Consider the following 20,402-nt stretch of genomic DNA (forward strand, 5'->3'; position numbering starts at 1 on the left):
TAGAGAATCCTTTCCCAATTTCAAAAAATCGAAAGCGCTTCGGCCAAAAGCCTTAAATTGTTGTCGGATATGATTCGAATGTTTTATGGACCTGCAATACCCGCTTGAACTTTTGGGAACCTTCGTTTTTGCGATTTCAGGGGCCTTGGCAGTCAGGGACAAGGAACACGACGTGTTTGGCGCGGGCTTCACGGGCTTCGTTACCGCAATTGGTGGCGGTACGCTAAGAGACTTGCTCTTGGATTCGCATCCTTTGGTTTGGATCGGGGATATCCATTTCTTATATGCCATTCTATTGGGTGTTTTGGCGGCATTTGTTTTTCCCAAAATCCTTTCCAGACTGCGCAAGACGATGTTTCTGTTTGACACCTTGGGGATTGCCTTTTTTACGGTCCTGGGTGTAGAAAAATCCCTGAGCCTCGGATTCAGACCGGAAATCGCCGCCATCATGGGCATGTTCTCCGCAGTGATGGGCGGGGTGATTCGGGATACATTGGTCAATGAAATCCCCATTTTGTTCCGAAAGGAAATCTATGCATCCGCTTGCCTCGCCGGTGCAATCCTGTATTTGATACTAAACTACTTCGGCCTACAAAGGGACATCAACTTGCTGATCTCCATCTCGGTGATCATCAGTATCCGCTTGATAGCAGTAAGGTACAAATTGAGTCTGCCGAGGCTGGATTGAGGTTCCCTTGCCTTTGGCGATTTGTCTTTGTCCGATCTCTCCCGAGATTGAAAAAGTCAGTCTACCTTAAATCACACTTCAGTCACCAAATCCGACACTTCAGTCAGGTTTGATTTTTTGGGATTGGAATCCAATTCAATTTTGGTTCAAATCATTGAGCCATGAAATTCCTTTTGACCCTCAGTTTCTTCTTTTTCGTCCAAGCGGTCAGCGGACAGACCGCGATCAAGGGCATTGTCAAAGACAGCAAAGGCGAAAGCATCCCTGGAGTCAATATCTACATCAAGGGGACTTACGACGGCACCACCTCCGAACTGGACGGAAGCTACCTGCTCGAAACCACAGAGACAGGCAAACAGGTAATCGTATTTCAATACATGGGTTTCAAGACGCAAGAGGAGGAGGTGGAATTGAATGGAGGGGAAATCCAGCTTTCCCCCACACTGCGGGAGACGATCAACGAGATGTCGGCGGTCACCATTACGGCAGGTGCCATGGAGGCTTCCGATGAAAAACGGGCCGTAGTGCTTCGCCCGCTTGATATTGTCACAGTGCCTTCCGCCATGGGTGATATCATCGGAGCCTTCCAAACATTGCCGGGGACATCCAATGTCGGCAACGACGGGCGTCTTTTTGTACGCGGAGGGGATGCGAGCGAGACTGCCATCTTCATCGACGGACTGATGGTCGGCAATGCCTTTGGGACTACCGCATCCAACGTGCCAACCCGTACGCGATTTAACCCCAACCTCTTCAAAGGCTCATTCTTCAGCACAGGAGGCTACTCGGCGGAATTTGGAAACGCCATGTCCTCGGCATTGGCCTTGAACTCCGTCGATATTCCTGCACGCACACAAGGTGACTTGAGCCTGATGTCCGTGGGATTGGGATACTCCCAGACTTTGGTAGGAAAAAACAACAGCCTCACCGCCACGGCCAATTACTTTGACCTAAATCCCTACCAACACATCGTTAAACAAAATTTCGACTGGGAACGCGGACCTTTTGGAGTCGATGGGCAGGTTTCCCTGAGGCAAAAAATAGGCAAAAACGGTATGGCCAAGGGTTTCTTCCATACAGAATCCGGCGGCATGAAAATCTGGCAAAAAGTACCTGGACAGGAAGGGAGGGGTCAATTGGTGGACCTGCGCAACCACTACAGTTTTGGACAGGGCTCCTTCAAGCAGACGCTTGCAAACGACTGGTCGATGTACGGCGGGCTCGCATTTTCCTACAACGTGGATGAATACAATGTGGCTCCTTTCGAAATCAAGAATACCAACCAAATCGTTCACGGAAAAGTCGCTGCGGTGAAGGGTTTTTCAGACAGGTTTTCCCTCAAGACAGGCACGGAGGTTTTTCAGTTTTCCTACAGGGAGTCACTGAAGTCCGAGGGCCTTGAGCGTGAATACAGCGATGCGCAGGTAAACGTTTTCTCCGAAGCCGACTACTACTTCAGCAACAGCCTCATCATGCGGGCAGGCTTAAGAGTGGCACACACCAGCCTCACTGGGCAGTCATGGGTGGATCCGAGGTTTTCACTGGCCTACAAGTTCAAGCACGAAGGACAGGTTTCGATTGCCGCGGGAAAATTCAGCCAGCCTGTCGTCGAAACGCTCAGAGTTGTCGCACCAGAAAGCAGCAACACCCGCGCATCCCATCTTTTACTCAACTATTTCCTGGACAAAAACGGCAGGACGATCCGGGCAGAGGCGTTTTACAAAGACTATGTCAATCTCCTGACCTACCAAGGAGAGCGATTCCTGTACCGGGACATTGAGCAAAACGGTGAAGGATTTGCCAAAGGATTCGACCTGTTTTACAGGGATCGGAAAAGCTTCAAAAACACCGATTTCTGGGTTACCTACAGCTTTGTGGACAGCAAAAGGATCTTTGCCAACTTTACCCAAATGGTACAACCTGGCTTTGCGCCAAGACACAATGCCTCAGTGGTGGTCAAGCATTTTGTCCCAAAACTGAAATCCCAACTTGGGGCTTCCTTTGCCTTCAATGATGGCTATGCCTACACCAATCCCAACTTACCTGGGGAAATGAACGCGAAGACACCTTCATTTCAGGACTTGAGTATCAGCTGGAGTTACCTGCCCAAGCCCAATCTGATCATTCACCTTGCCTGCTCCAATGTGCTCGGTAGGGACAACATATTTGGCTATCAGTTTAGCCCGATCCCGAACGAAAATGGTGTCTACGAAAGCCTTCCGATCAGGCAGACGGCACCTAGATTCATTTTCTTGGGCATTTTCCTCACTCTTTCAAAAGACAAAACAGCGAATAACTTAAACAACTTATAAATCACAAAACTCATGAAAAATTCAATCCTAACCATCGCTTTTCTCCTAGCTTCCATGGTATCAATAGTGGCTTCGAACGACGCTTATGTCCAAGCCATGCAGAAAGCACTTACAAACATGCGCTCTGCCGCAAGTGTCGAGGATTTGAAAAAATCCGCCAATGCTTTTGCCAGAATCGCCGAAATGAACACCTCGGAATGGCTGCCTGATTACTATGCCGCACTGACCTATGCCAACATGGGTTTCCGCTCACAAGGATCCTTGGCCGAAAAGGACGAATTCTATGCGCAGGCCAAAAAACACATCCAAAAAGCAGATGCCATCTCCCCCAATAACTCTGAAATCGTGGCTGTACAAGGTTTCATTACCATGGGCGAGTTGGCGGCAGACCCACAGTCTCGGGGTCAACATCTTTCGGGAGAAGCCATGCAGCTTTTCGGGAAGGCCATTTCCCTCAATCGCCAAAACCCACGTGCGATTGTAATGATGGCGCAAATGGAATATGGGATGGCCCAGTTTTTTGGCCAAGGCCCCGAAAAAGCCTGCGGCCTACTAAACTCGAGCTTGGAGCTTTTCGCCAAAGAAGAAGCATCCAAGGTAGAAGGAAGCATCGAACCCAGGTGGGGAAAGAGTATGGCCGAGGAAATGAAACAGATATGTAAATAACCGACTCGATTCCAAACCACAACTAACGATGATACGCGCAATCTATTTGAAAATGACCGTTCTGCTGGTGCTTTCGATGATTACCGCAACCTCCAATGCCCAGCAAAAGCCACCCGTAAACAGTGGAATGGCCATAGGATTTCAAATCAACCAGTTCCAGCAGGATTTTGGATTTGGAGTGCAGGTAAGCAGCCCTTCGTTTTGGAACAATGGTGCAGTGCTTCGCCTCAAAACCAACTTGGTGTTTCATGAACACCTCAGGCAAGGACAATACGAATGGTCCGGCTACCAGAATATCGCCCTGGGTCTGGCTGGGTATGGCGGCTGGGTCACCCAAAACATCCGGATTTATGGAGAGGGAGGATTGATGGGTTTATTGCCTTCGGGAAACTTCTCTTCTGAATCTTTTGTCTTGAGTGGTTATGGATCATTTGGCACTGAATTTTACGCTTCGCAAGGATTTCATTACTTTTTAGAAGTCGGCGTGGCGCCTACTCGGGCTCGGGCGGATTTGGTTCAAGGAAATCCATTCTTCCACAATGGATTCTTCACCACCATGGGATTGAGGTATAATTTATCTAGAAAGAAATCAGGGAAATAATATGATACACAGTGATCTAGGATTGGTACACGTGATTGCGGCAATCGCCGCGCTTCTAACAGGCACCTGGGTACTCTTCCAAAAGAAGGGTACCCAAACCCACGTCAAGGTAGGTTATGCATATGTGTTGGCAATGTCCGTAATGCTTGCTACTGCTTTCGGCATTTACCACCTTTGGGGAAAATGGGGCATCTTTCATTACATGGCCGTGGTCAGTTCGGTCACCCTAGCGCTAGGCATGTGGCCCGTATTGCGGAAAAACAGAAAGCCCGAAAGCATCTACTATCACTTCAGCTGGATGTATTGGTCGGTAATGGGCCTGTATGCCGCTTTTGCAAGTGAAATGCTCACAAGAGTACCCGAGACGCCTTTCTTTGGAATGGTAGGCATAGCCACAGCAGCAATCATGGGCGTTGGTGGATTCATTTTCGGATTGAAAAAGAAAAAATGGAGAAATGAATTCTTAATATTGGTAAGATAAAACCCGAAACCGATGAAAAGATACACACCATTGTTCTTTCTATCCCTCATTCTTTTCATAATGAGTGGCTGCGCATCTCCTGAACCTATCGATCCCTGTCTCGAAGGACAGACCTACGGGTTCCTCTGGGGAATACTACACGGTCTCATCGCTCCGATCGCGTTGATTGTCAGCTTCTTTGACAGCGATACCGTGATGTTTGCGCAAAACAATACCGGTGCTTGGTACGGACTGGGCTTCCTGATAGGTTCGGGAGGTTGGGGGATCCTCGCATCGAAATCCAAGAAGGACAATTGATCGTCGCGCAAAAAACATAGCATCTCCATGAAGAAGAGCTTCTTCGGTTCGGCCACCATCTTCTATTCCCTGAGGCGGTTTATCGTCATGAATTTCGGCATAGCTACATGTCTGACGTTGATTTCTTATCCAGAGGAAATGTTTTCGCTCGTTGGGATCAGAGAAATATGGCCTGATTGGGTATTTTCCTTTTTAATGTCCTCCAGCCTCAGTATGGGGGGCTTCAAGGTCGAAGAGTATTTTGACAAACGGATATCCTGGATCGAGCAGCCGGTAAAGCGACTCTTGCTCACAGCCACGACCTATATGCTCTTTTCATTCATTGTGAGCTATGTATTGGTCACGTTGTATGTATTGATCACTGTGGAAGCGGTTACGCTCCAAAACATCAGCTGGACGCGGATGCTGAACAACACGATTTCACCAACCATCATTGCGCTCATCATCATCACGATTTTCATCTCACGTTCTTGGCTGTTTGAATGGCGCAATGCGGCAATCGAAGCCGAACAGCTCAAATCCGAAAAATTGGCCAGCCAAAACCAATTCCTAAAGGACCAGCTCAATCCACATTTCCTGTTCAACTCCCTCAACGTTCTTTCGAATTTGGTCTACGAAAGCGCGGATCGCTCTGCGGAGTTTATCCAGCAGCTCTCCAAAATCTATCGGTATGTTTTGGATGTTCAGCAGGAGCAGTTGGTCAGCTTGAAACGGGAACTCGATTTCGCGGAACATTACCTGAGCCTACAAAAAATCCGCTTCGAAAACAGCCTCGAGTATTTCATCGATGTCAGGGAGAGCCAGAACCTCTTCCTGCCACCGCTTTCGCTACAACTCCTGCTCGAAAATGCCATTAAACACAACATTGCCAGCCGCGAAAAACCGCTGAAAATCATGATCCAACAGGAAAATGAAAGTTTGATTGTGCGCAATGTCCTACAGCCAAAGATCTCCCAAGAACACTCTGAAAAAGGAATTGGACTCGATAACATCATCAAAAGATATGCACTCCTCAGTGATAAATCCCCAACCATCCGAAAAACCGAATCTGAGTATATCGTGACGTTACCCCTGCTAAAACTGAATGGAAATCCTGATCATTGAAGACGAAAGCCCTGCAGCCAAAAGACTGACCCAGTTGGTATCGGAATTGATGCCAAACTCCCGGATTCATGGGAATTTGGACAGTATAACATCAGCAGTGGCTTGGTTCCAAAAAAATCCCGCCCCAGACCTGATTTTCTGTGATATCCAATTGGCTGACGGGCATAGTTTTGAGATTTTCAACAGAGTCCATGTCACGAGTCCGATCATCTTTACGACGGCCTACGACCAATTTGCGATCAAGGCATTCAAACTCAACTCCGTCGACTACCTCCTCAAGCCATTGAATCCAAAGGAACTCGCCGCGGCCATCAGAAAGTTTGAACAGCAACGTATCCAGCCTACACTTCCAGTGGAGCAATTGCGTGAATTGCTCCAGCCAAAATCGGCATCATTCAAATCAAGGTTTCTGGTAAAGTTTGGCGAAAAAATCCAGAGCATTCAAGTAGCAGATGTTGCGTTTTTCTTCAGCGAAGAACGGGTTACTTTTCTGCAGACAAATGACGGAAAGCGCTACATTCTTGATTTTACGCTCGACCAGCTGCAAGAATCGCTCGATCCGAAGAGCTTTTTCCGCCTCAACAGAAAGTACATCACCTCATTCGAAGCGATCGCCGAAATCCATACTTACTCCAATAGCCGACTGAAAATCAAACTGCACCATTGCAGCGACAACGACATTTTGGTAAGCCGGGAAAAGGTCGCCGAATTGAAAGAGTGGCTGGATGGGTGAGGATAGGTCCTGGTTCAGGATCGATTCACAGACTTTAATGATCCCCCTCTGAGTAGTAAAATAATCGGATATTTTACCTATTGAGATCGTAAAATTATCGAAATCCTATCCTTCAAATGATGATCTGCCAATGGGGATAACAAAGTCAACATGTTGTCAACGCGATTTCTGTCGATTGACGTTTTTTGATCAGCTGGCTTCCCCTAACTTGCAGCATGCAAAAAGGAACACTTTTTTTGATCCCTACGGTATTGGCCGATGACACGGCGCACTTGGTCATCAGCCCACAAATCAAAGGAACCATCCCAAACCTAGAATTTTTCCTGGTCGAAAATATCAGGACTGCCAGGCGATTCATCTCCAGTCTGCGCCTTGGCGTCAATATCGACGGGCTTAAGTTTGACGTTTTGGACAAGTCGACCTCGACAAAGGAGATCGAATCCCTTATGGAACCCCTGCTGACAGGAAAAGATATCGGCCTAATGTCGGAGGCAGGATGCCCCGGTATCGCAGACCCGGGTTCTTTGGCTGTAGCCTATGCCCACAGAAAGGGAATCAGGGTTTGCCCGCTGTCAGGACCAAGCTCGATGTTTCTGGCACTGATGGGCTCAGGATTCAACGGCCAGTCCTTTGCGTTCCACGGCTATTTGCCGATACAGAAAAAAGATCGGATGCAGGCATTGAAAGCCTTGGAAGCTGAATCGAGGAAACTGAACCGCACGCAAATCTTTATGGAAACGCCCTTTCGCAATATGCAGCTGTTCGAGGATTGCATCGAGTCACTTCATCCTGATATACTCCTTTGCGTCGCAAGAAATCTTACCGCCTCCGACGAATCAATCCTAACAAAGCCTATATCGCTCTGGAAAAAAGAAAAGCCGGAACTTCACAAGGTTCCGGCTGTTTTTGTGCTTTACGCAGGACAAGTCTAATCAAGGGCTTACCAATGTCCTGTAAGAATCATAAAGCAGCAATACATCCTGTACATAACTGACCGCGACGTTTCCTTTGGCATAGCCGCTTTTTACCACGGGGTCGTTGAAGTACTTTGGATCTGATTTCAATTTGAGAAAGCCCGCAACGGAGTCCCAAGACTGTGGATTGCTTCCATACTTGAGGGCAAGTCTCCAAGCATCTTCCACATGGCCGTGACCCACGTTATAGGATGCCAATACAAACTTCAGCCGCTCCGTATTGTCGGGGACTCTTTGTCTCCAAAACTTGTCGAGGTATTTCAGAAAGTTCACGCCACCTATCAGACTTTGCATCGGGTCGTTGGGATTTTCCACACCAAATCGCTCTGTGGTGACTGGCATCAGTTGCAAAAGCCCCATGGCACCTTTGTCAGAAGTAGCCGTCGTATCAAATCCGGATTCTTTGTACACCAATGAAGCCAACAATCTCCAATCCCAACCTAAATTGTCTGCGCCGGCCTTGATGATGTCATCGTAAGGGGAAATGCGGTTTCCACCCAGTGAGGAATATTGGCTGTTGTTTCTAAAGTAATGATTGTTCGAATTTTGGAAATACTTGGCATATACCGTTCTGATATAGCCTGACTTCTCCTTTTTGGCAATCCAATCGTTGACTGCTTGTTCCAACTGCGGCGAATTGGTTCTAATGGCCCAAGCCACATCGGCCTTAGGGCTTATCTCCATACCCACGTGCAACTCAGGGTTAAAGGAAGCATTCACGGTAGCCACCACCTTGTCGACCACGGTATACTCGATTTCTTCCCTCAAGACTTTATTGATGAAGGCATCCCCATTGCCTTGCTCCTCCATAATAGCAAATTCCACACCCATCGCATTTTGTAACGAACAAAGCTGCGCTTCATAGATTGCTCCTTTTTGGATGTGAATTACTTTGCCATGCAAGTCGAAGGGGCTCTCGACGGGGGTCTTTCCTTTCTTCTGGACAATGACAGTGCCCATTGTGCCCAGCGGCTTCGTAAAGGCGGCAAACTGCTTTCTCTCCTCACTTACCTCGAGGTTCATAGCAATAATATCAGCCTTCCCACGGTTCAAAAGCTGAAAAGCTTCCTGAATATCTGATTTGACAATCAAGTGCAAGCGGACATTCAAAGTTGATGCAAGGTTTTTGAGCATTTCAAACTCATAGCCCATCCTCCTGCCTCGATAAATATAATAGCTCGTGGAAGAGTTGTCCACGATTGCCCTGATATAACCCCTTTTGGTGATTTCATCCAAATCCAAAAGCACCGGGTTTTCCCAAAAATCGATTTTTTCTGTTCTCTCAAATACGGTACACTGAAATCCAAAAACTGTGAAAATCAATAAAAAAATCAGAGTGATAGCTGTATTCTTCATCCTCTTTGGTGTCACCTAAGCGACGTTGGTTCATGCAAATATCCAACATAGCAAAGAATATACCAAATTTATTTTGATTTGAAATACATTTTTTTGTATAAAAAAAGATTATTGTGTTTACAATAGACTGAAAATGATTGTTTTACATAGTGTTTACTCTAGCGATAATTTAAACTGTTCTGAGCCGTCTTGGTAGAATATTCTTCCGGACAATCTCATCAATTCTATCTCCATTTCACGGATACTAAACAGGGCGGTGATCAATCTATTTTCTGCCGTGAGCAAGTTGATTTGTGCATCCCTAAACTGCAAATAGTCCGATATACCCAGCCTAAAGCGATCCAATGCAATATCCACGTTATCCATTGCCACCTTGTAATTGACATACTCGATATCCAGGAGTTCAAGGTTTGTCAAATAATTGTTGTAGGCGCGTTGGATATCGGAAGTCATCTGGATTTCCAAATCCTGAACGGCATATTCTGCATTTATCCGATCGATCTTGGCGTTTTGGATTCGGCGATTGATTGTGAAGCCGGTAAACAGATTCACGCCGACGGTCGCTCCATAATTGAACCCTTGTCGTTGGTTTTGGATCAAAAACCCAGCGTCCGACTTAAATGTATTATCGACGAAGGAACCATTCAAATTGACAAAGGGCAGTCTTAATGCCTGGGTTTCTTTAAGTGCGAGAAACGCGGCATTTTCTTGTCTCTGTGCCAGAAGAAAGGCTTTGTTATTCATATACGCATTTTCCACCAAGTCCTCGAGCGACAACCTCCCCTCTACGACGATAGAATCTTGTACCGAGAAGTCTGTTTCGGGAGTCAAGGCCAAAAGTTCGTTGACGTTGATTTTGGCGTTTTTGATCACAAGATCCTGGTTGACCAAGCGAGAAAGATCGGCGTTGTAATCTACCTGTGCGGTCAGGTAATCACTTTTCCCGGCCCCACCGAGTTCGTAGCGTGCCTTCGCAATGTCCAATCTGGCCTGTGAAAGGTCAAGCGTGGTCTTCAACACATTGTAGCGCTGTAGCTCAAGGACCAGTCGAAAATAGGCAACCGATATCGCAGCAACAGTATTTTCCACCAAAACCTTTGCCTGCAAGTCATTGATTTCTGCCAATTTCCCGAGCCTTTTTACGGTGTATATGGTTTCAGGTCTAAACCCATAAAACCCTACAACCGAAAACGCTTGGTTATTCGATTTTGCGCCGTTGATCTGTCTTGGATTCTCTGGATCTGAAACAAAAGTCTGCTCTACGTCTTCCCGACCGAACGACCGCACCCAGGTAGCGTCAATTCTTGGCATAAAGAAACTTCCCACACCGATCTTAACGTCCCGTTCGGCCATGGCGACGTTATTGGCTGCAATTTTCAGCCCAAAGTTTCGCTCCAAACCTGTCAACACAGCCTTTTCAAGATCCATCAATTGCGGTTCCTGGGCGAAAACCGACATGGTTGTCCCCAAAAGGAACAGTATCAAAAACATTGCTTTTTTCATCAGACTCTTGCCAATCTTCCTTTCTTGGAGGTTAAATAAGAATAAATTGCTGGGATCACGAATAGCGTGAGGATCGTGGAGAAAGTCAAACCACCGATGACGGCAACGCCCATCGGCACCCGACTTTCCGCACCTGCCCCCAAGGCCAATGCAATCGGAAGGATACCTAGGATAGTTGACAAACTGGTCATCAAAATCGGCCTAAACCTAGCCCCCGCGGCTCCTATGATGGCTTCATCGACGCTCATGCCTTGGGCCTTGCGCTGATTGGCAAATTCCACGATGAGGATACCGTTTTTGGTAACCAATCCTATCAGCATGATGATGCCGATTTGGCTGAAGATATTCAAGGTGAAATCAAATATCCACAGTGAAGCCAAGGCACCAAATAAGGCTAGCGGCACTGTAAACATGATCGTCAATGGGTCCATAAAGCTCTCAAATTGTGCAGAAAGTACCAGATATATCAAAACCAAGGCAAACATGAAAGCAAAAATCAAGCTGTTGGAGCTTTCCCTAAATTCCTTCGATAAACCCGCTACGTCAGTACTGAAGCTATCATCCAAGACCTCGTCAGCAATACGATCCATCTCATCTAGGCCGCTTCCGATCGTGTAACCTGGCGCCAAGCCGGCAGAGACAGTGGCACTCACGAAACGATTGTTACGATAGAGCTGCGGTGGCGTACTATTCTCGCGAATCGTCACCAAGTTGTCCAATTGAACCAGCTGCCCATTGTCCGCGCGCACATAAAGCATCCTGAGATTAATCGGCTCATTGCGATCTTCAAGCTGCATTTCACCGATTACCTGGTACTGCTTGCCATTCATGATAAAGTAGGCAAAGCGCTGACCAGAGTAAGATAACTGGAGCGTGCGTGCGATCTCCTGTACCGATACGCCAATGTTTCTAGCCTTTTCCCTGTCGATTTCGACTTCGATTTCAGGCTTGGTAAACTTCAGGTTGATATCAGAAAAGCTGAAAATCTGGCTTTGTCCGACTTTTTCCATAAACGGAGGAATCACCTCCTTCAACTTGTCCAAAGTCGGTGCCTGGATCACATATTGCACAGGAAGTCCGCCCCGACGATCCCCAATCGACTGGGGTTGGGTCACAAACGCACGTACCGCAGTGTACTTCCTGACCATTCCAGAGACTTCGTTAAAGATCTCCATTTGACTCCTCTCACGGGTGGACGCGTCGGTAAGGATAAGTCTTACGAAGCCCGAGTTGGCACTAGCCGTTCCAAAACCTGGGGATGTAACCGTAGTAAATGCTTCCACTTCATCCTTTGAGAATTTTGCCGACATGTCGGCGTATATATCGTCAAGGACCTTGTCCATATAACCAAAAGTAGCCCCCTCAGGCCCTGTGACGTTGATCCTCATTTCTCCACGGTCTTCGACAGGTGCCAGTTCCGTTGGAATCACAGTGACGAAATAATAGATCCCCAAACCCATCACCAAAATAATCGCAAATGCGGACCACCTCACCTTCATGAATTTCTCCAATGCCCCGTCATACAGGTTATTCAGCCAAACAAAGAAGGGCTCGGTGAAATTGTAAAACGCATTTTGCTTTTCACGACGCTTGAGCAGTTTGGCGCTCAGCATCGGTGTCATTGTCAATGCTACAAATGAAGAAATGATGACTGAACCTGCCACAACAATCCCAAACTCCCGGAACAACCTACCCGTCGTACCGGTCAGGAATATTACGGGAAGGAAAACCGCGGCCAGTGCAACCGTAGTAGCGATGACTGCGAAGAAAATCTCTTCGGAGCCTTTTGCGGCAGCCGCATCAGGCTTTTCTCCCTTTTCTATCCTCGAATAGATGTTTTCCAATACGACAATCGCATCATCCACCACCAGACCGATCGACAATACTATACCCAGAAGTGTCAACACATTGATTGAAAAATCCATCAAGTACATGATGAAGAATACCCCTATCAACGAGATCGGAATGGTAATCACCGGAATGAACGTGGTTCTCCAATCCCTCAGGAAGAGGAAGATAATTGCTACGACAAGAATAAAGGCAATCACAATCGTCTCTTCCACTTCAGCGATCGAGTTGCGGATAAATTTCGTGGAATCGAACCCGATATTGGTAATGATATCCTGAGGCAGATCCTTTTTGATGACCTCAAGTCGCTTGTAGAACTCGTCGAGGATCTCAATGTGGTTGGATCCAGGCAAAGGCACCAAAACGACACCGACCATGGGAATCCCATCTCTTTTCAATACGGTACGCTCGTTTTGGGCAGCCAATTCGGCGCGGCCGATATCCTGGAAGCGAACGATATTGTTTTGGTCTTCCTTCACAATGAGACCGTTGAATTCCTGGGGTGTACTCAATCGACTTTTGGTCCGCACGGAAAGCTCAATCGCTGATCCTTCTATCCTTCCCGAAGGCAACTCCACGTTTTCGCTCTGCACCTTACTCAACACATCAAGCGGCGTCACACCGTAGGATGCCATCTTCAAGGGGTCCATCCGCAATCGGATAGAGTATCTTTTTTCTCCCCAAATCTGGACGGAATTCACCCCGGGGATCGTTTGAAGCCGTTCTTTGATCACGTTGGTCGCATAGTCGGTAAGCTCCAAGAGATTCCGGCCATTGCTCTGCACGGTCATAAACACAATGGGCTGAGAGTCCGCATCGGCTTTGGAAACCACCGGCGGCTCGACATCAGGCGGAAGGTTACGCAAAGCGCCGGATACTTTATCCCGAACGTCGTTGGCAGCAGCTTCCAAGTCCGCACCCACGTCAAATTCCACGGTGATGTTGCTGGTACCGTCATTACTTACGGAAGTGAGCGATTTGATACCCGCGATGCCATTGATTGCTTCCTCCAAAGGCTCGGTGATTTGTGCCAAAATAACGTCCGCGTTGGCACCTACATAGGCAGTACGTACGTTGATGACTGGAGGATCCACAGATGGAAACTCCCGTACACCCAAAAAGCTGACCCCAATAATCCCAAAAAGGATAATCGTCAAGGACATGACGATTGCCAAAACGGGCCTTTGGATACTGATGCTTGATAAACTGGCCATGGTTAATTGATTTTTGTGTAGTTGACAGTCATACCCTGCCTTGCTTGCAGCACTCCGGTGGTCAATACCAGATCACCTTCCTTCAATCCATCTACAATTTGGACCTCTCTTTCTGTCCTTGTTCCAATGGATACCTGTCTATCTTCCACTTTATTTTCAGCGTTTACGACATACACCTTATAGCCGTTCAGTTCGGGAATAATAGCCTCCGCCGGCACAAAATAGGCATTCGCCAATGTCCCTAATACATATTTGATCCTCACAAACATGCCTGGCAAATAGGATCTGTTACGATTGGGGCTTTGGGCACGGATCTTTAGGGTCCTTGTCCCGGCATCGATGTTTGGTTCAAAAGCATAGACGGTCCCCTCTACATTTTCGCCACCAGCATCGTTGGTGAAGTATATTTTGGAACCGACCTTTACTTCAGACGCATAACGCTCCGGAATGGAGAATTCAATCTTAATCGGATCAATGTTAACAATGCTGGCTATTACATCATTGGGGCCTATGACACTGCCTTCTGAAATCTGTCTTAATCCAAGCACTCCGTCAAATGGCGCCCTCACCACCGTCTTGTTCAACTGGACCTGTACCAACTTGATATCCGAGAGGTTGGTATTGAATTGGTTGAGGACGATGTCATACTCTTCTTGGGAAATGGCCTCTTTTTCCAGCAATTGCTTCTGCCTGTTTTCCTGGCTTTCAAATAGTTTCTTGGTGAATTCCAGTTTCTGCAACTGAGCCCTCAACTCGTCGTCATTGAGGTACAAAAGCGGCGTGCCTTTTTTCACAAATTGACCCTCTTGGAAGGAAACCTTGGTCACCAAGCCAGAAATCTCGGTCCTAAGGTTTACTGTTTCGTTGGGAATAATCGTTCCAGTCACGCTCAGGTTATTTTCGAATACTTTGGGTGCTACCTGCACGACGTTCACAGGAAGTGGCTGTGCCCCACCTCCTCCAGGTCCTCCCGCTGAGGGTCCTGCTGCAGGTCCGCTTGACGGACCGCTTCCAGTTATCTGACCCCAGCGAGGGTAGAGAAAAATAAAAGCCAAAACCAGGACGATGGCAACAGTTAATATTACTTTCGTTTGTTTTTTCATGCGAATAGGTAGAGAAAAGGATAATGCTGGTTTATTGGTTTTTGATAAATTCCAATGAGTATTGGTTGAAAACTTCGGGGCGTTCGACGTTCACCACATGCCCACAGTCTTTGACCACTTTAAGGATCGAAAGTTTATGCTCGCGGACGATTTTTTTGACAGGTTCCAAAAACATGATGTCCTGCTCGCCCATAATGTAGAGTGTCGGAACAGGAATGTCTTTCTCCTTGAAGTATTTCAACAGCGGATTGATGTCCTTGGTCAGTTTAAACCATTTCAAAAACTCCTTTTGGCAAAGCCTTTTGGCTTCGCGGACAAAAAGGTTGCGGGACTCGGCATGGTTGGCGCGAGGCATGATGATCCAGGCAAAAAGCCTGTAAAGCCACATATACGGCAGGACGTTTTTGAAAGTATTTCCAAAAAACACCAAAAACCTGGAGGTCACTGTCAGGCGAGTCACCGCTCCGGCCATCACCATCGACTTGACCCGGTGGGGAGCCATTTCGGCCAACTGACGCGCCAGAATCGTCCCCAGCGAAACGCCCATCAGGTGCACCGGCGGCAAGGCCAAATGCTCCAACACCTCGATGATGTCTTTGGTCACCGCCTCAAAGGTATAGGCCTCGTTCCAGAGGTTTTTGATCTGGTTGGCGGACTTTCCGTGTCCGCGCAGATCGATCAGCAGGAGGTTGAAGCTCTCCCGAAATTCACGGATTTGCTTGTGCCAAACAGCCGAGGAACCCCCTGCCCCATGGATAAACACCACCCATTCCTCACTGGAAGGATGCTTGTAGGTCTTGTAGTACAACATGCCCTTTTTCATTAATCCAGAATATAACTTGGGGACGGATACGATGTTTATCAATCCGAAAACTACGGCCAAACAAGCGCCTTTGAAACGAAATACATACAGGTGGCGATTGCCGTCGATTAATGGTCTTTTTAGCCCAATTGATTTTCACTTTTTCAAGAAAAAACAAAAAAACTCTCGTCACAAAAAATGCCCCTCTGACATATCTGAAGCATTTCAGACCCAAAGCCAAATCATGATGAACGCAGCGAAAAGTTTACTTAATAAACCACGGAGCACAACTTGAAGCGTGCCCCGTGGCTATTGAAATCAAAGCTTTCGCTTGATAAAATCCGTCATAATGCTGTACAGGTGCCAGGTGGTATTGCCCCCGTAGATTCCATGGTTGCGGTTGGGATAATACATCGTCTCAAACTGCTTGTCGGCCTTGACGAGCGCATCGACCAGATCGACGGCATTTTGAAAATGCACATTGTCATCGCCCGTGCCATGCACCAAGAGCAGGTTCCCTTTCAGCTTGTTGACATGGGTGATGGGGCTGTAGTCATCGTAACCCGCGGCGTTGATTTGCGGAGTCTGCAGGTAGCGCTCGGTGTAGATCGTATCATAATACCGCCAAGTCGTCACAGGTGCCACGGCAATGGCTGCTTTGAATACATCATTCCCCAGCATCAGGGAAAGTGAAGACATATAGCCCCCGTACGACCAACCCCAAATCCCAATGCGTGCAGCGTCGACATAAGGCAATGTCCCGAGGTATTTGGCTCCGGCGATTTGGTCTTGGGTTTCATACTTGCCCAAATTGGCGTAAGTGACATGCTTGAAATCCCGTCCGCGGGCTCCCGTGCCACGATTGTCCACGCAGACCACGATGTAGCCTTCTGCCGCCAAGTGATGGTGCCAAAAATCCCGCGTGCCGCCCCAGGCATTGGTTACGTTTTGGGAACCCGGTCCGCCATAGACATACATCAGCACGGGGTATTTCTTGGCCGGATCAAAGTCCGCAGGCTTGATCATGTAGCCGTTGAGCGCCGTGCCATCCACGGTGTTGAATTGGAAAAACTCCCGGCCCGAAAGCGCGAATCCGGACAGACGCTCCTGAAGCTCGGCATTGTCTTCCAGGACCTTGACCATCTTGCCAGAGGATTCATGCAGCGATACCCGCAGTGGCTGCTGTGCATTGGAGTAATTGGCGATGAAATATTTGAAATCATGACTCATGTTGATGCCATGTGTCCCTTTTTCGGGAGTCAGGAGCTTTTTCCCTTTCCCATCCATCCCGATGACAAAAAGATTCCGCTCCATGGGAGACTGCTCGGTAGAGATAAAATAGATCTTTTTCCCCTTCTCATCGATACCCACGAGACTCGACACCTCCCAATTGCCGGAGGTAATCTGTCGGATCAGTTTGCCGTCGTTGGCATGGTGGTAGATATGCTTGAATCCATCCTGTTCGGAAGTCCGGATAAAGCCCTTTCCTCCCGCCAAAAACCGCAGGTCGTCGTTGTAATCCAAATCTATATAGGTCTTCGATTCCTCGCGTAGCACCAAGGTCGTACTGCCTGTTTGGATATTGGCGTAGAGCAGGTCGAGTTGGTTCTGGAGCCTATTCAGGCGAATAAAGGCCAAAGTATTGGATTCGGTAGTCCAATAAATCCGGGGGAGATAAATATCCTTCTCCGCACCGACGTCGGCCTTTACGGTTTTTTGGCTACCCAGATCATAGACATGGATGCTGACTTCGGCGTTTTTTTCCCCAGCCTTGGGGTATTTGAAGCGATAGTCTTGGGGGTACAATTTTCCCCAGGTCTGCATGTTGAACTCCGGCACATCGGTCTCATCAAAGCGGATGAAGGCAATCTGCTTGCCGTCGGGCGACCATTCGAAGGCCTTGGACATCGAGAATTCCTCTTCGTAGACCCAGTCTGCGGCACCGTTGATGATATGGTTCCACTTGCCATCGGTGGTGATTTGGGTGATTTTGCCGGAGGCCAAAGTCAGGTAAAAAAGGTTGTTATCCTTCACAAATGCGACCTTGTCATTGTCGGGCGAAAGCGTGGCGTACATGACTTTCTCCCCATCGAGAAGCTTCTGGACTGTCCCGGATTGTAGGTCAAGCACATGAAAGACCGCTTTGGAAGAGCGTCGGTAGATACTTTCTACCTCTGAAGCCAACAGGGCCTTGGTCTCATCGCTGTTGAATTCGTAGGAGGAAAAATTGACTCCCAGCTTTCCCCCGTCGATCAAGACAGCTTCCTCGGCACCGGTAGCGATGTTCATTTTCACGACCATAGGCCCCGCAATGCCGCGCTTGAGCGCTGAATAATATTGTCCGTCATTCATCCAATTGATGCCACTGACGGATTTTTGGGCGAAGGTATTTTTCTTGAATACATCCTCAAGGCTGACTTTCTTTTTCTGCTGCGCAAAAGCAAATCCAGCCCAAAAGAGGCAAACGATGAGGAACAGGTTTCTAGTTGGTTTCATTTGATATCATCCTTTAATCGGCCGGCAAAGTAAAGAAAATGGAGGAGGTGGAAAAACGGATTATGGCGAAAGCAACAATCCACACTGATATCTGAAAATAGCGCAACATTGGTTTTCCCGCAGTTGCACCGCCGGACTGTATCGTACCGTCGCCTGTGGCGATGGGAAGTGCTTCATATTAGCATTTCTGGGTTTTTAAAAGCTTGGGGCTATCCTGCGTTTCCGAACGCAGGATTTCTTTGAAATCAGAACCCATTCGATCAAATCGCCTCTCCGAGGCTCGGGAATCCATATTGCGACTGTTTGCTACAATCAGAGCGCCCCGATGGGGCTGATGTTTTCGTTTAATCCTGAGTTGAAATCTGGGAGATTCCTCCTTCGTCGGAATGACGGGGCAGCGAATAAACCCAAGCTCCTAACTTCCCAACCTTATAACTTTTTAATCTTCTAACTTCCGAACCTCCGAACCTCCCAACTTCCGAACCTCCCAACCTTATAACTTTGTAACCTTTCAAACCTCTACCCCTTTCCGAGGCTCGGGAATCCATATTGTGACTGTTTGCTACAATCAGAGCGCCCCGATGGGGCTGATGTTTTCGATGCATCATGGGCTAAATTCCCGGAGATTCCTCCTTCGTCGGAATGACACAGCAGCGAATAAACCCAAGCTCCTAACCTCCAAACTTCCCAACCTTATAACTTTTTTACCTTCTAACTTCCGAACCTCCCAACTTCCCAACCTCCTAACCTCCCAACTTCCGAACCTCCCAACCTTATAACCTTGTAACCTTTCAAACCTCCACCCCTCCCAATTTCATCTAACTGAAAATCAATATTTTAATATTTTTGATTAAATTGGGTCATTCTTTTCTATCCTTCACTTTTCATTTCCTATACCATGGCCGACCAATCCACCAATCAAGACCCTAAACCGGAGTTTACCGGCAGGCGACTCGTCATGTATACGCCTGAAGCTAAGCTTCGCAGTATTGAAAAAGCCGCAGAGGATGCCTCCCTGCGCTTAGCGACGTCCAGCGACTTTAAATCCCACGAAGAAGATTACGTCAAGGCGTTCTCCGAAGCCGATGGGATCATCTTCGAGCGCTTTGGCGTGGCGGTGATCAATGAAAACCACGATTCCGAAATCGGGGCCTTGACGACCTCTGCCCGTACCAAGGACCTGTTTCTTTATGATGAGCCCGAAAGGTTCCTCTACGCTATCGAAAGCCAGGCGGCAGGCGGAGGGTTTTGGCAGTGGTTGATGCGGTTGCTGGGTATTTCCCCCAAACCAAAGCCACCTGTGCCTACCCCAGGACCCGGTCCGCAACCTGATCCATCGCTTCCCAAGTCCTTTGCCGACGACTCCAAGGCATATTGGGGCGTGCATGCGGTTCGGGCACTCTCAAGCAGATTTACGGGAAAAAACATCCCAATCGCTATACTTGATACGGGCTTTTTGCTGAGCCATCCAGACTTTCAGACACGGGTCATCTCCAGCAAGTCCTTTATCCCGGGAGAAGAGGTCAATGACCTCAACGGGCATGGCACCCATTGCACCGGCAACGCTGCAGGGGGACTCCGAGGCTCCAACCAAATCCGCTACGGCGTTTCGTTTGAGTCCAACATTTTTATCGGAAAAGTATTGTCCAATGCCGGGTCGGGCGCGGATTCGGGAATCTTGGCAGGCTTGGACTGGGCCATGACCAACGGCTGCAAAGTGGTCTCCATGTCCTTGGGCGCGGCAGTCCGGCCCGGTCAATCCTATTCGAGAATCTATGAAGACATCGGCAAAAGAGCCCTCGCCAACGGTACCCTGATCATCGCCGCGGCTGGCAATGAAAGTAGGCGCTCCTCGGGAGACATCCGTCCTGTCGGCCACCCAGCCAACTGCCCCTCGATCATGGCCGTGGCCGCAATCGACCGGTTTCTGAAAGTCGCTGATTTCTCCTGTGGCGGCATCAATGACGGTGGCGGTGAAGTGAACATCGCCGGTCCGGGCGTGGCTGTCATGAGTTCCTACAAAGCGCCTCAGCAATATGCCTCCCTCAACGGAACCAGCATGGCAACGCCTTTTGTTTCGGGTGTAGCTGCCCAACTGTGGGAACAAAATCCCAACGCCTCAGCCACCGATATCTGGAACAAATTGGTGCAAAATGCCAGAAAACTGGACTTGCCCGCCAGTGACGTAGGTGCAGGTTTGGTCCAAAGCCCACAATAATGCCAA

16 protein-coding genes are annotated in these 20,402 nt (G+C 48.1%); 10 read left to right on the forward strand and 6 right to left on the reverse strand.

The window, feature by feature from the left end; translation table 11 throughout:
* Positions 1 to 85: 85 nt before the first annotated feature.
* The 9 genes from C943_RS02660 (at position 86) to C943_RS02700 (ending at position 7,814) form a co-directional block, all read left to right on the forward strand.
* Complete coding sequence (locus tag C943_RS02660; protein WP_008623905.1) at positions 86 to 688, forward strand: trimeric intracellular cation channel family protein; 603 nt, start codon at positions 86 to 88, stop codon at positions 686 to 688.
* Positions 689 to 849: 161 nt separating this feature from the next.
* A complete protein-coding gene (locus C943_RS02665; RefSeq protein WP_008623906.1) occupies positions 850 to 3,000 on the forward strand; it encodes a TonB-dependent receptor in 2,151 nt (716 codons plus the stop codon).
* 12 nt (positions 3,001 to 3,012) lie between these two features.
* Complete coding sequence (locus tag C943_RS02670) at positions 3,013 to 3,666, forward strand: hypothetical protein (protein WP_040478786.1); 654 nt, start codon at positions 3,013 to 3,015, stop codon at positions 3,664 to 3,666.
* Positions 3,667 to 3,694: 28 nt separating this feature from the next.
* Complete coding sequence (locus C943_RS02675) at positions 3,695 to 4,267, forward strand: hypothetical protein (RefSeq protein WP_008623908.1); 573 nt, start codon at positions 3,695 to 3,697, stop codon at positions 4,265 to 4,267.
* A 1-nt stretch (position 4,268) separates the two neighbouring features.
* Complete coding sequence (locus C943_RS02680; RefSeq protein WP_008623909.1) at positions 4,269 to 4,748, forward strand: DUF2306 domain-containing protein; 480 nt, start codon at positions 4,269 to 4,271, stop codon at positions 4,746 to 4,748.
* A 12-nt stretch (positions 4,749 to 4,760) separates the two neighbouring features.
* Positions 4,761 to 5,045, forward strand: a complete 285-nt coding sequence (locus C943_RS02685) for a hypothetical protein (protein ID WP_040478789.1) — start codon at positions 4,761 to 4,763, stop codon at positions 5,043 to 5,045.
* Positions 5,046 to 5,072: 27 nt separating this feature from the next.
* Entirely contained in the window at positions 5,073 to 6,149 is a 1,077-nt protein-coding gene (locus C943_RS02690; RefSeq protein ID WP_008623911.1) for a sensor histidine kinase, read from the forward strand.
* Positions 6,130 to 6,882, forward strand: a complete 753-nt coding sequence (locus C943_RS02695; RefSeq protein WP_008623912.1) for a LytR/AlgR family response regulator transcription factor — start codon at positions 6,130 to 6,132, stop codon at positions 6,880 to 6,882. Before C943_RS02690 ends, C943_RS02695 begins: the two co-directional genes overlap by 20 nt.
* A gap of 215 nt (positions 6,883 to 7,097) precedes the next feature.
* Positions 7,098 to 7,814 (forward strand): SAM-dependent methyltransferase, encoded by a 717-nt coding sequence (locus C943_RS02700; RefSeq protein ID WP_008623913.1) that lies wholly within the window; start codon positions 7,098 to 7,100, stop codon positions 7,812 to 7,814.
* On the opposite strand, the gene C943_RS02705 is transcribed toward C943_RS02700, so the two are convergent.
* The 6 genes from C943_RS02705 to C943_RS02735 all read right to left on the reverse strand — a co-directional run bounded on the left by C943_RS02705 (position 7,815) and on the right by C943_RS02735 (position 18,178).
* On the reverse strand, positions 7,815 to 9,212 hold the full coding sequence (locus C943_RS02705) for an MltF family protein (protein WP_008623914.1): 1,398 nt from the start codon (positions 9,210 to 9,212) through the stop codon (positions 7,815 to 7,817). It lies immediately after the preceding gene.
* 153 nt (positions 9,213 to 9,365) lie between these two features.
* Positions 9,366 to 10,670 carry a TolC family protein gene (locus tag C943_RS02710; RefSeq protein ID WP_234861934.1) on the reverse strand — a complete coding sequence of 435 codons (1,305 nt, stop codon included), beginning with the start codon at positions 10,668 to 10,670 and terminating at the stop codon, positions 9,366 to 9,368.
* A gap of 44 nt (positions 10,671 to 10,714) precedes the next feature.
* Positions 10,715 to 13,777: an efflux RND transporter permease subunit gene (locus C943_RS02715; protein WP_008623935.1), complete on the reverse strand. Its 3,063-nt coding sequence runs from the start codon at positions 13,775 to 13,777 to the stop codon at positions 10,715 to 10,717.
* A gap of 2 nt (positions 13,778 to 13,779) precedes the next feature.
* Positions 13,780 to 14,880 carry an efflux RND transporter periplasmic adaptor subunit gene (locus C943_RS02720; protein ID WP_008623936.1) on the reverse strand — a complete coding sequence of 367 codons (1,101 nt, stop codon included), beginning with the start codon at positions 14,878 to 14,880 and terminating at the stop codon, positions 13,780 to 13,782.
* A gap of 31 nt (positions 14,881 to 14,911) precedes the next feature.
* Positions 14,912 to 15,691: an alpha/beta fold hydrolase gene (locus tag C943_RS02725; protein ID WP_008623937.1), complete on the reverse strand. Its 780-nt coding sequence runs from the start codon at positions 15,689 to 15,691 to the stop codon at positions 14,912 to 14,914.
* Between the two features lie 309 nt (positions 15,692 to 16,000).
* On the reverse strand, positions 16,001 to 18,178 hold the full coding sequence (locus tag C943_RS02735; RefSeq protein ID WP_008623938.1) for a S9 family peptidase: 2,178 nt from the start codon (positions 18,176 to 18,178) through the stop codon (positions 16,001 to 16,003).
* Between the two features lie 898 nt (positions 18,179 to 19,076).
* On the opposite strand from C943_RS02735, the gene C943_RS02745 reads away from it, so the two are divergent.
* Positions 19,077 to 20,396 (forward strand): S8 family serine peptidase, encoded by a 1,320-nt coding sequence (locus tag C943_RS02745; protein WP_008623940.1) that lies wholly within the window; start codon positions 19,077 to 19,079, stop codon positions 20,394 to 20,396.
* Positions 20,397 to 20,402 lie beyond the last annotated feature (6 nt).

The sequence above is a fragment of the Mariniradius saccharolyticus AK6 genome (genome assembly GCF_000330725.2).
Classification (GTDB): Bacteria; Bacteroidota; Bacteroidia; order Cytophagales; family Cyclobacteriaceae; genus Mariniradius; species Mariniradius saccharolyticus.

Bases quoted from the DNA above. Each gene is read 5' to 3' on its own strand.
- C943_RS02660 (WP_008623905.1), top strand. From the start codon at position 86: ATGGACCTGCAATACCCGCTTGAACTTTTGGGAACCTTCGTTTTTGCG.
- C943_RS02665 (WP_008623906.1), top strand. From the start codon at position 850: ATGAAATTCCTTTTGACCCTCAGTTTCTTCTTTTTCGTCCAAGCGGTC.
- C943_RS02670 (WP_040478786.1), top strand. From the start codon at position 3,013: ATGAAAAATTCAATCCTAACCATCGCTTTTCTCCTAGCTTCCATGGTA.
- C943_RS02675 (WP_008623908.1), top strand. From the start codon at position 3,695: ATGATACGCGCAATCTATTTGAAAATGACCGTTCTGCTGGTGCTTTCG.
- C943_RS02680 (WP_008623909.1), top strand. From the start codon at position 4,269: ATGATACACAGTGATCTAGGATTGGTACACGTGATTGCGGCAATCGCC.
- C943_RS02685 (WP_040478789.1), top strand. From the start codon at position 4,761: ATGAAAAGATACACACCATTGTTCTTTCTATCCCTCATTCTTTTCATA.
- C943_RS02690 (WP_008623911.1), top strand. From the start codon at position 5,073: ATGAAGAAGAGCTTCTTCGGTTCGGCCACCATCTTCTATTCCCTGAGG.
- C943_RS02695 (WP_008623912.1), top strand. From the start codon at position 6,130: ATGGAAATCCTGATCATTGAAGACGAAAGCCCTGCAGCCAAAAGACTG.
- C943_RS02700 (WP_008623913.1), top strand. From the start codon at position 7,098: ATGCAAAAAGGAACACTTTTTTTGATCCCTACGGTATTGGCCGATGAC.
- C943_RS02705 (WP_008623914.1), bottom strand. From the start codon at position 9,212: ATGAAGAATACAGCTATCACTCTGATTTTTTTATTGATTTTCACAGTT.
- C943_RS02710 (WP_234861934.1), bottom strand. From the start codon at position 10,670: ATGTCGGTTTTCGCCCAGGAACCGCAATTGATGGATCTTGAAAAGGCT.
- C943_RS02715 (WP_008623935.1), bottom strand. From the start codon at position 13,777: ATGGCCAGTTTATCAAGCATCAGTATCCAAAGGCCCGTTTTGGCAATC.
- C943_RS02720 (WP_008623936.1), bottom strand. From the start codon at position 14,880: ATGAAAAAACAAACGAAAGTAATATTAACTGTTGCCATCGTCCTGGTT.
- C943_RS02725 (WP_008623937.1), bottom strand. From the start codon at position 15,691: ATGTTGTACTACAAGACCTACAAGCATCCTTCCAGTGAGGAATGGGTG.
- C943_RS02735 (WP_008623938.1), bottom strand. From the start codon at position 18,178: ATGAAACCAACTAGAAACCTGTTCCTCATCGTTTGCCTCTTTTGGGCT.
- C943_RS02745 (WP_008623940.1), top strand. From the start codon at position 19,077: ATGGCCGACCAATCCACCAATCAAGACCCTAAACCGGAGTTTACCGGC.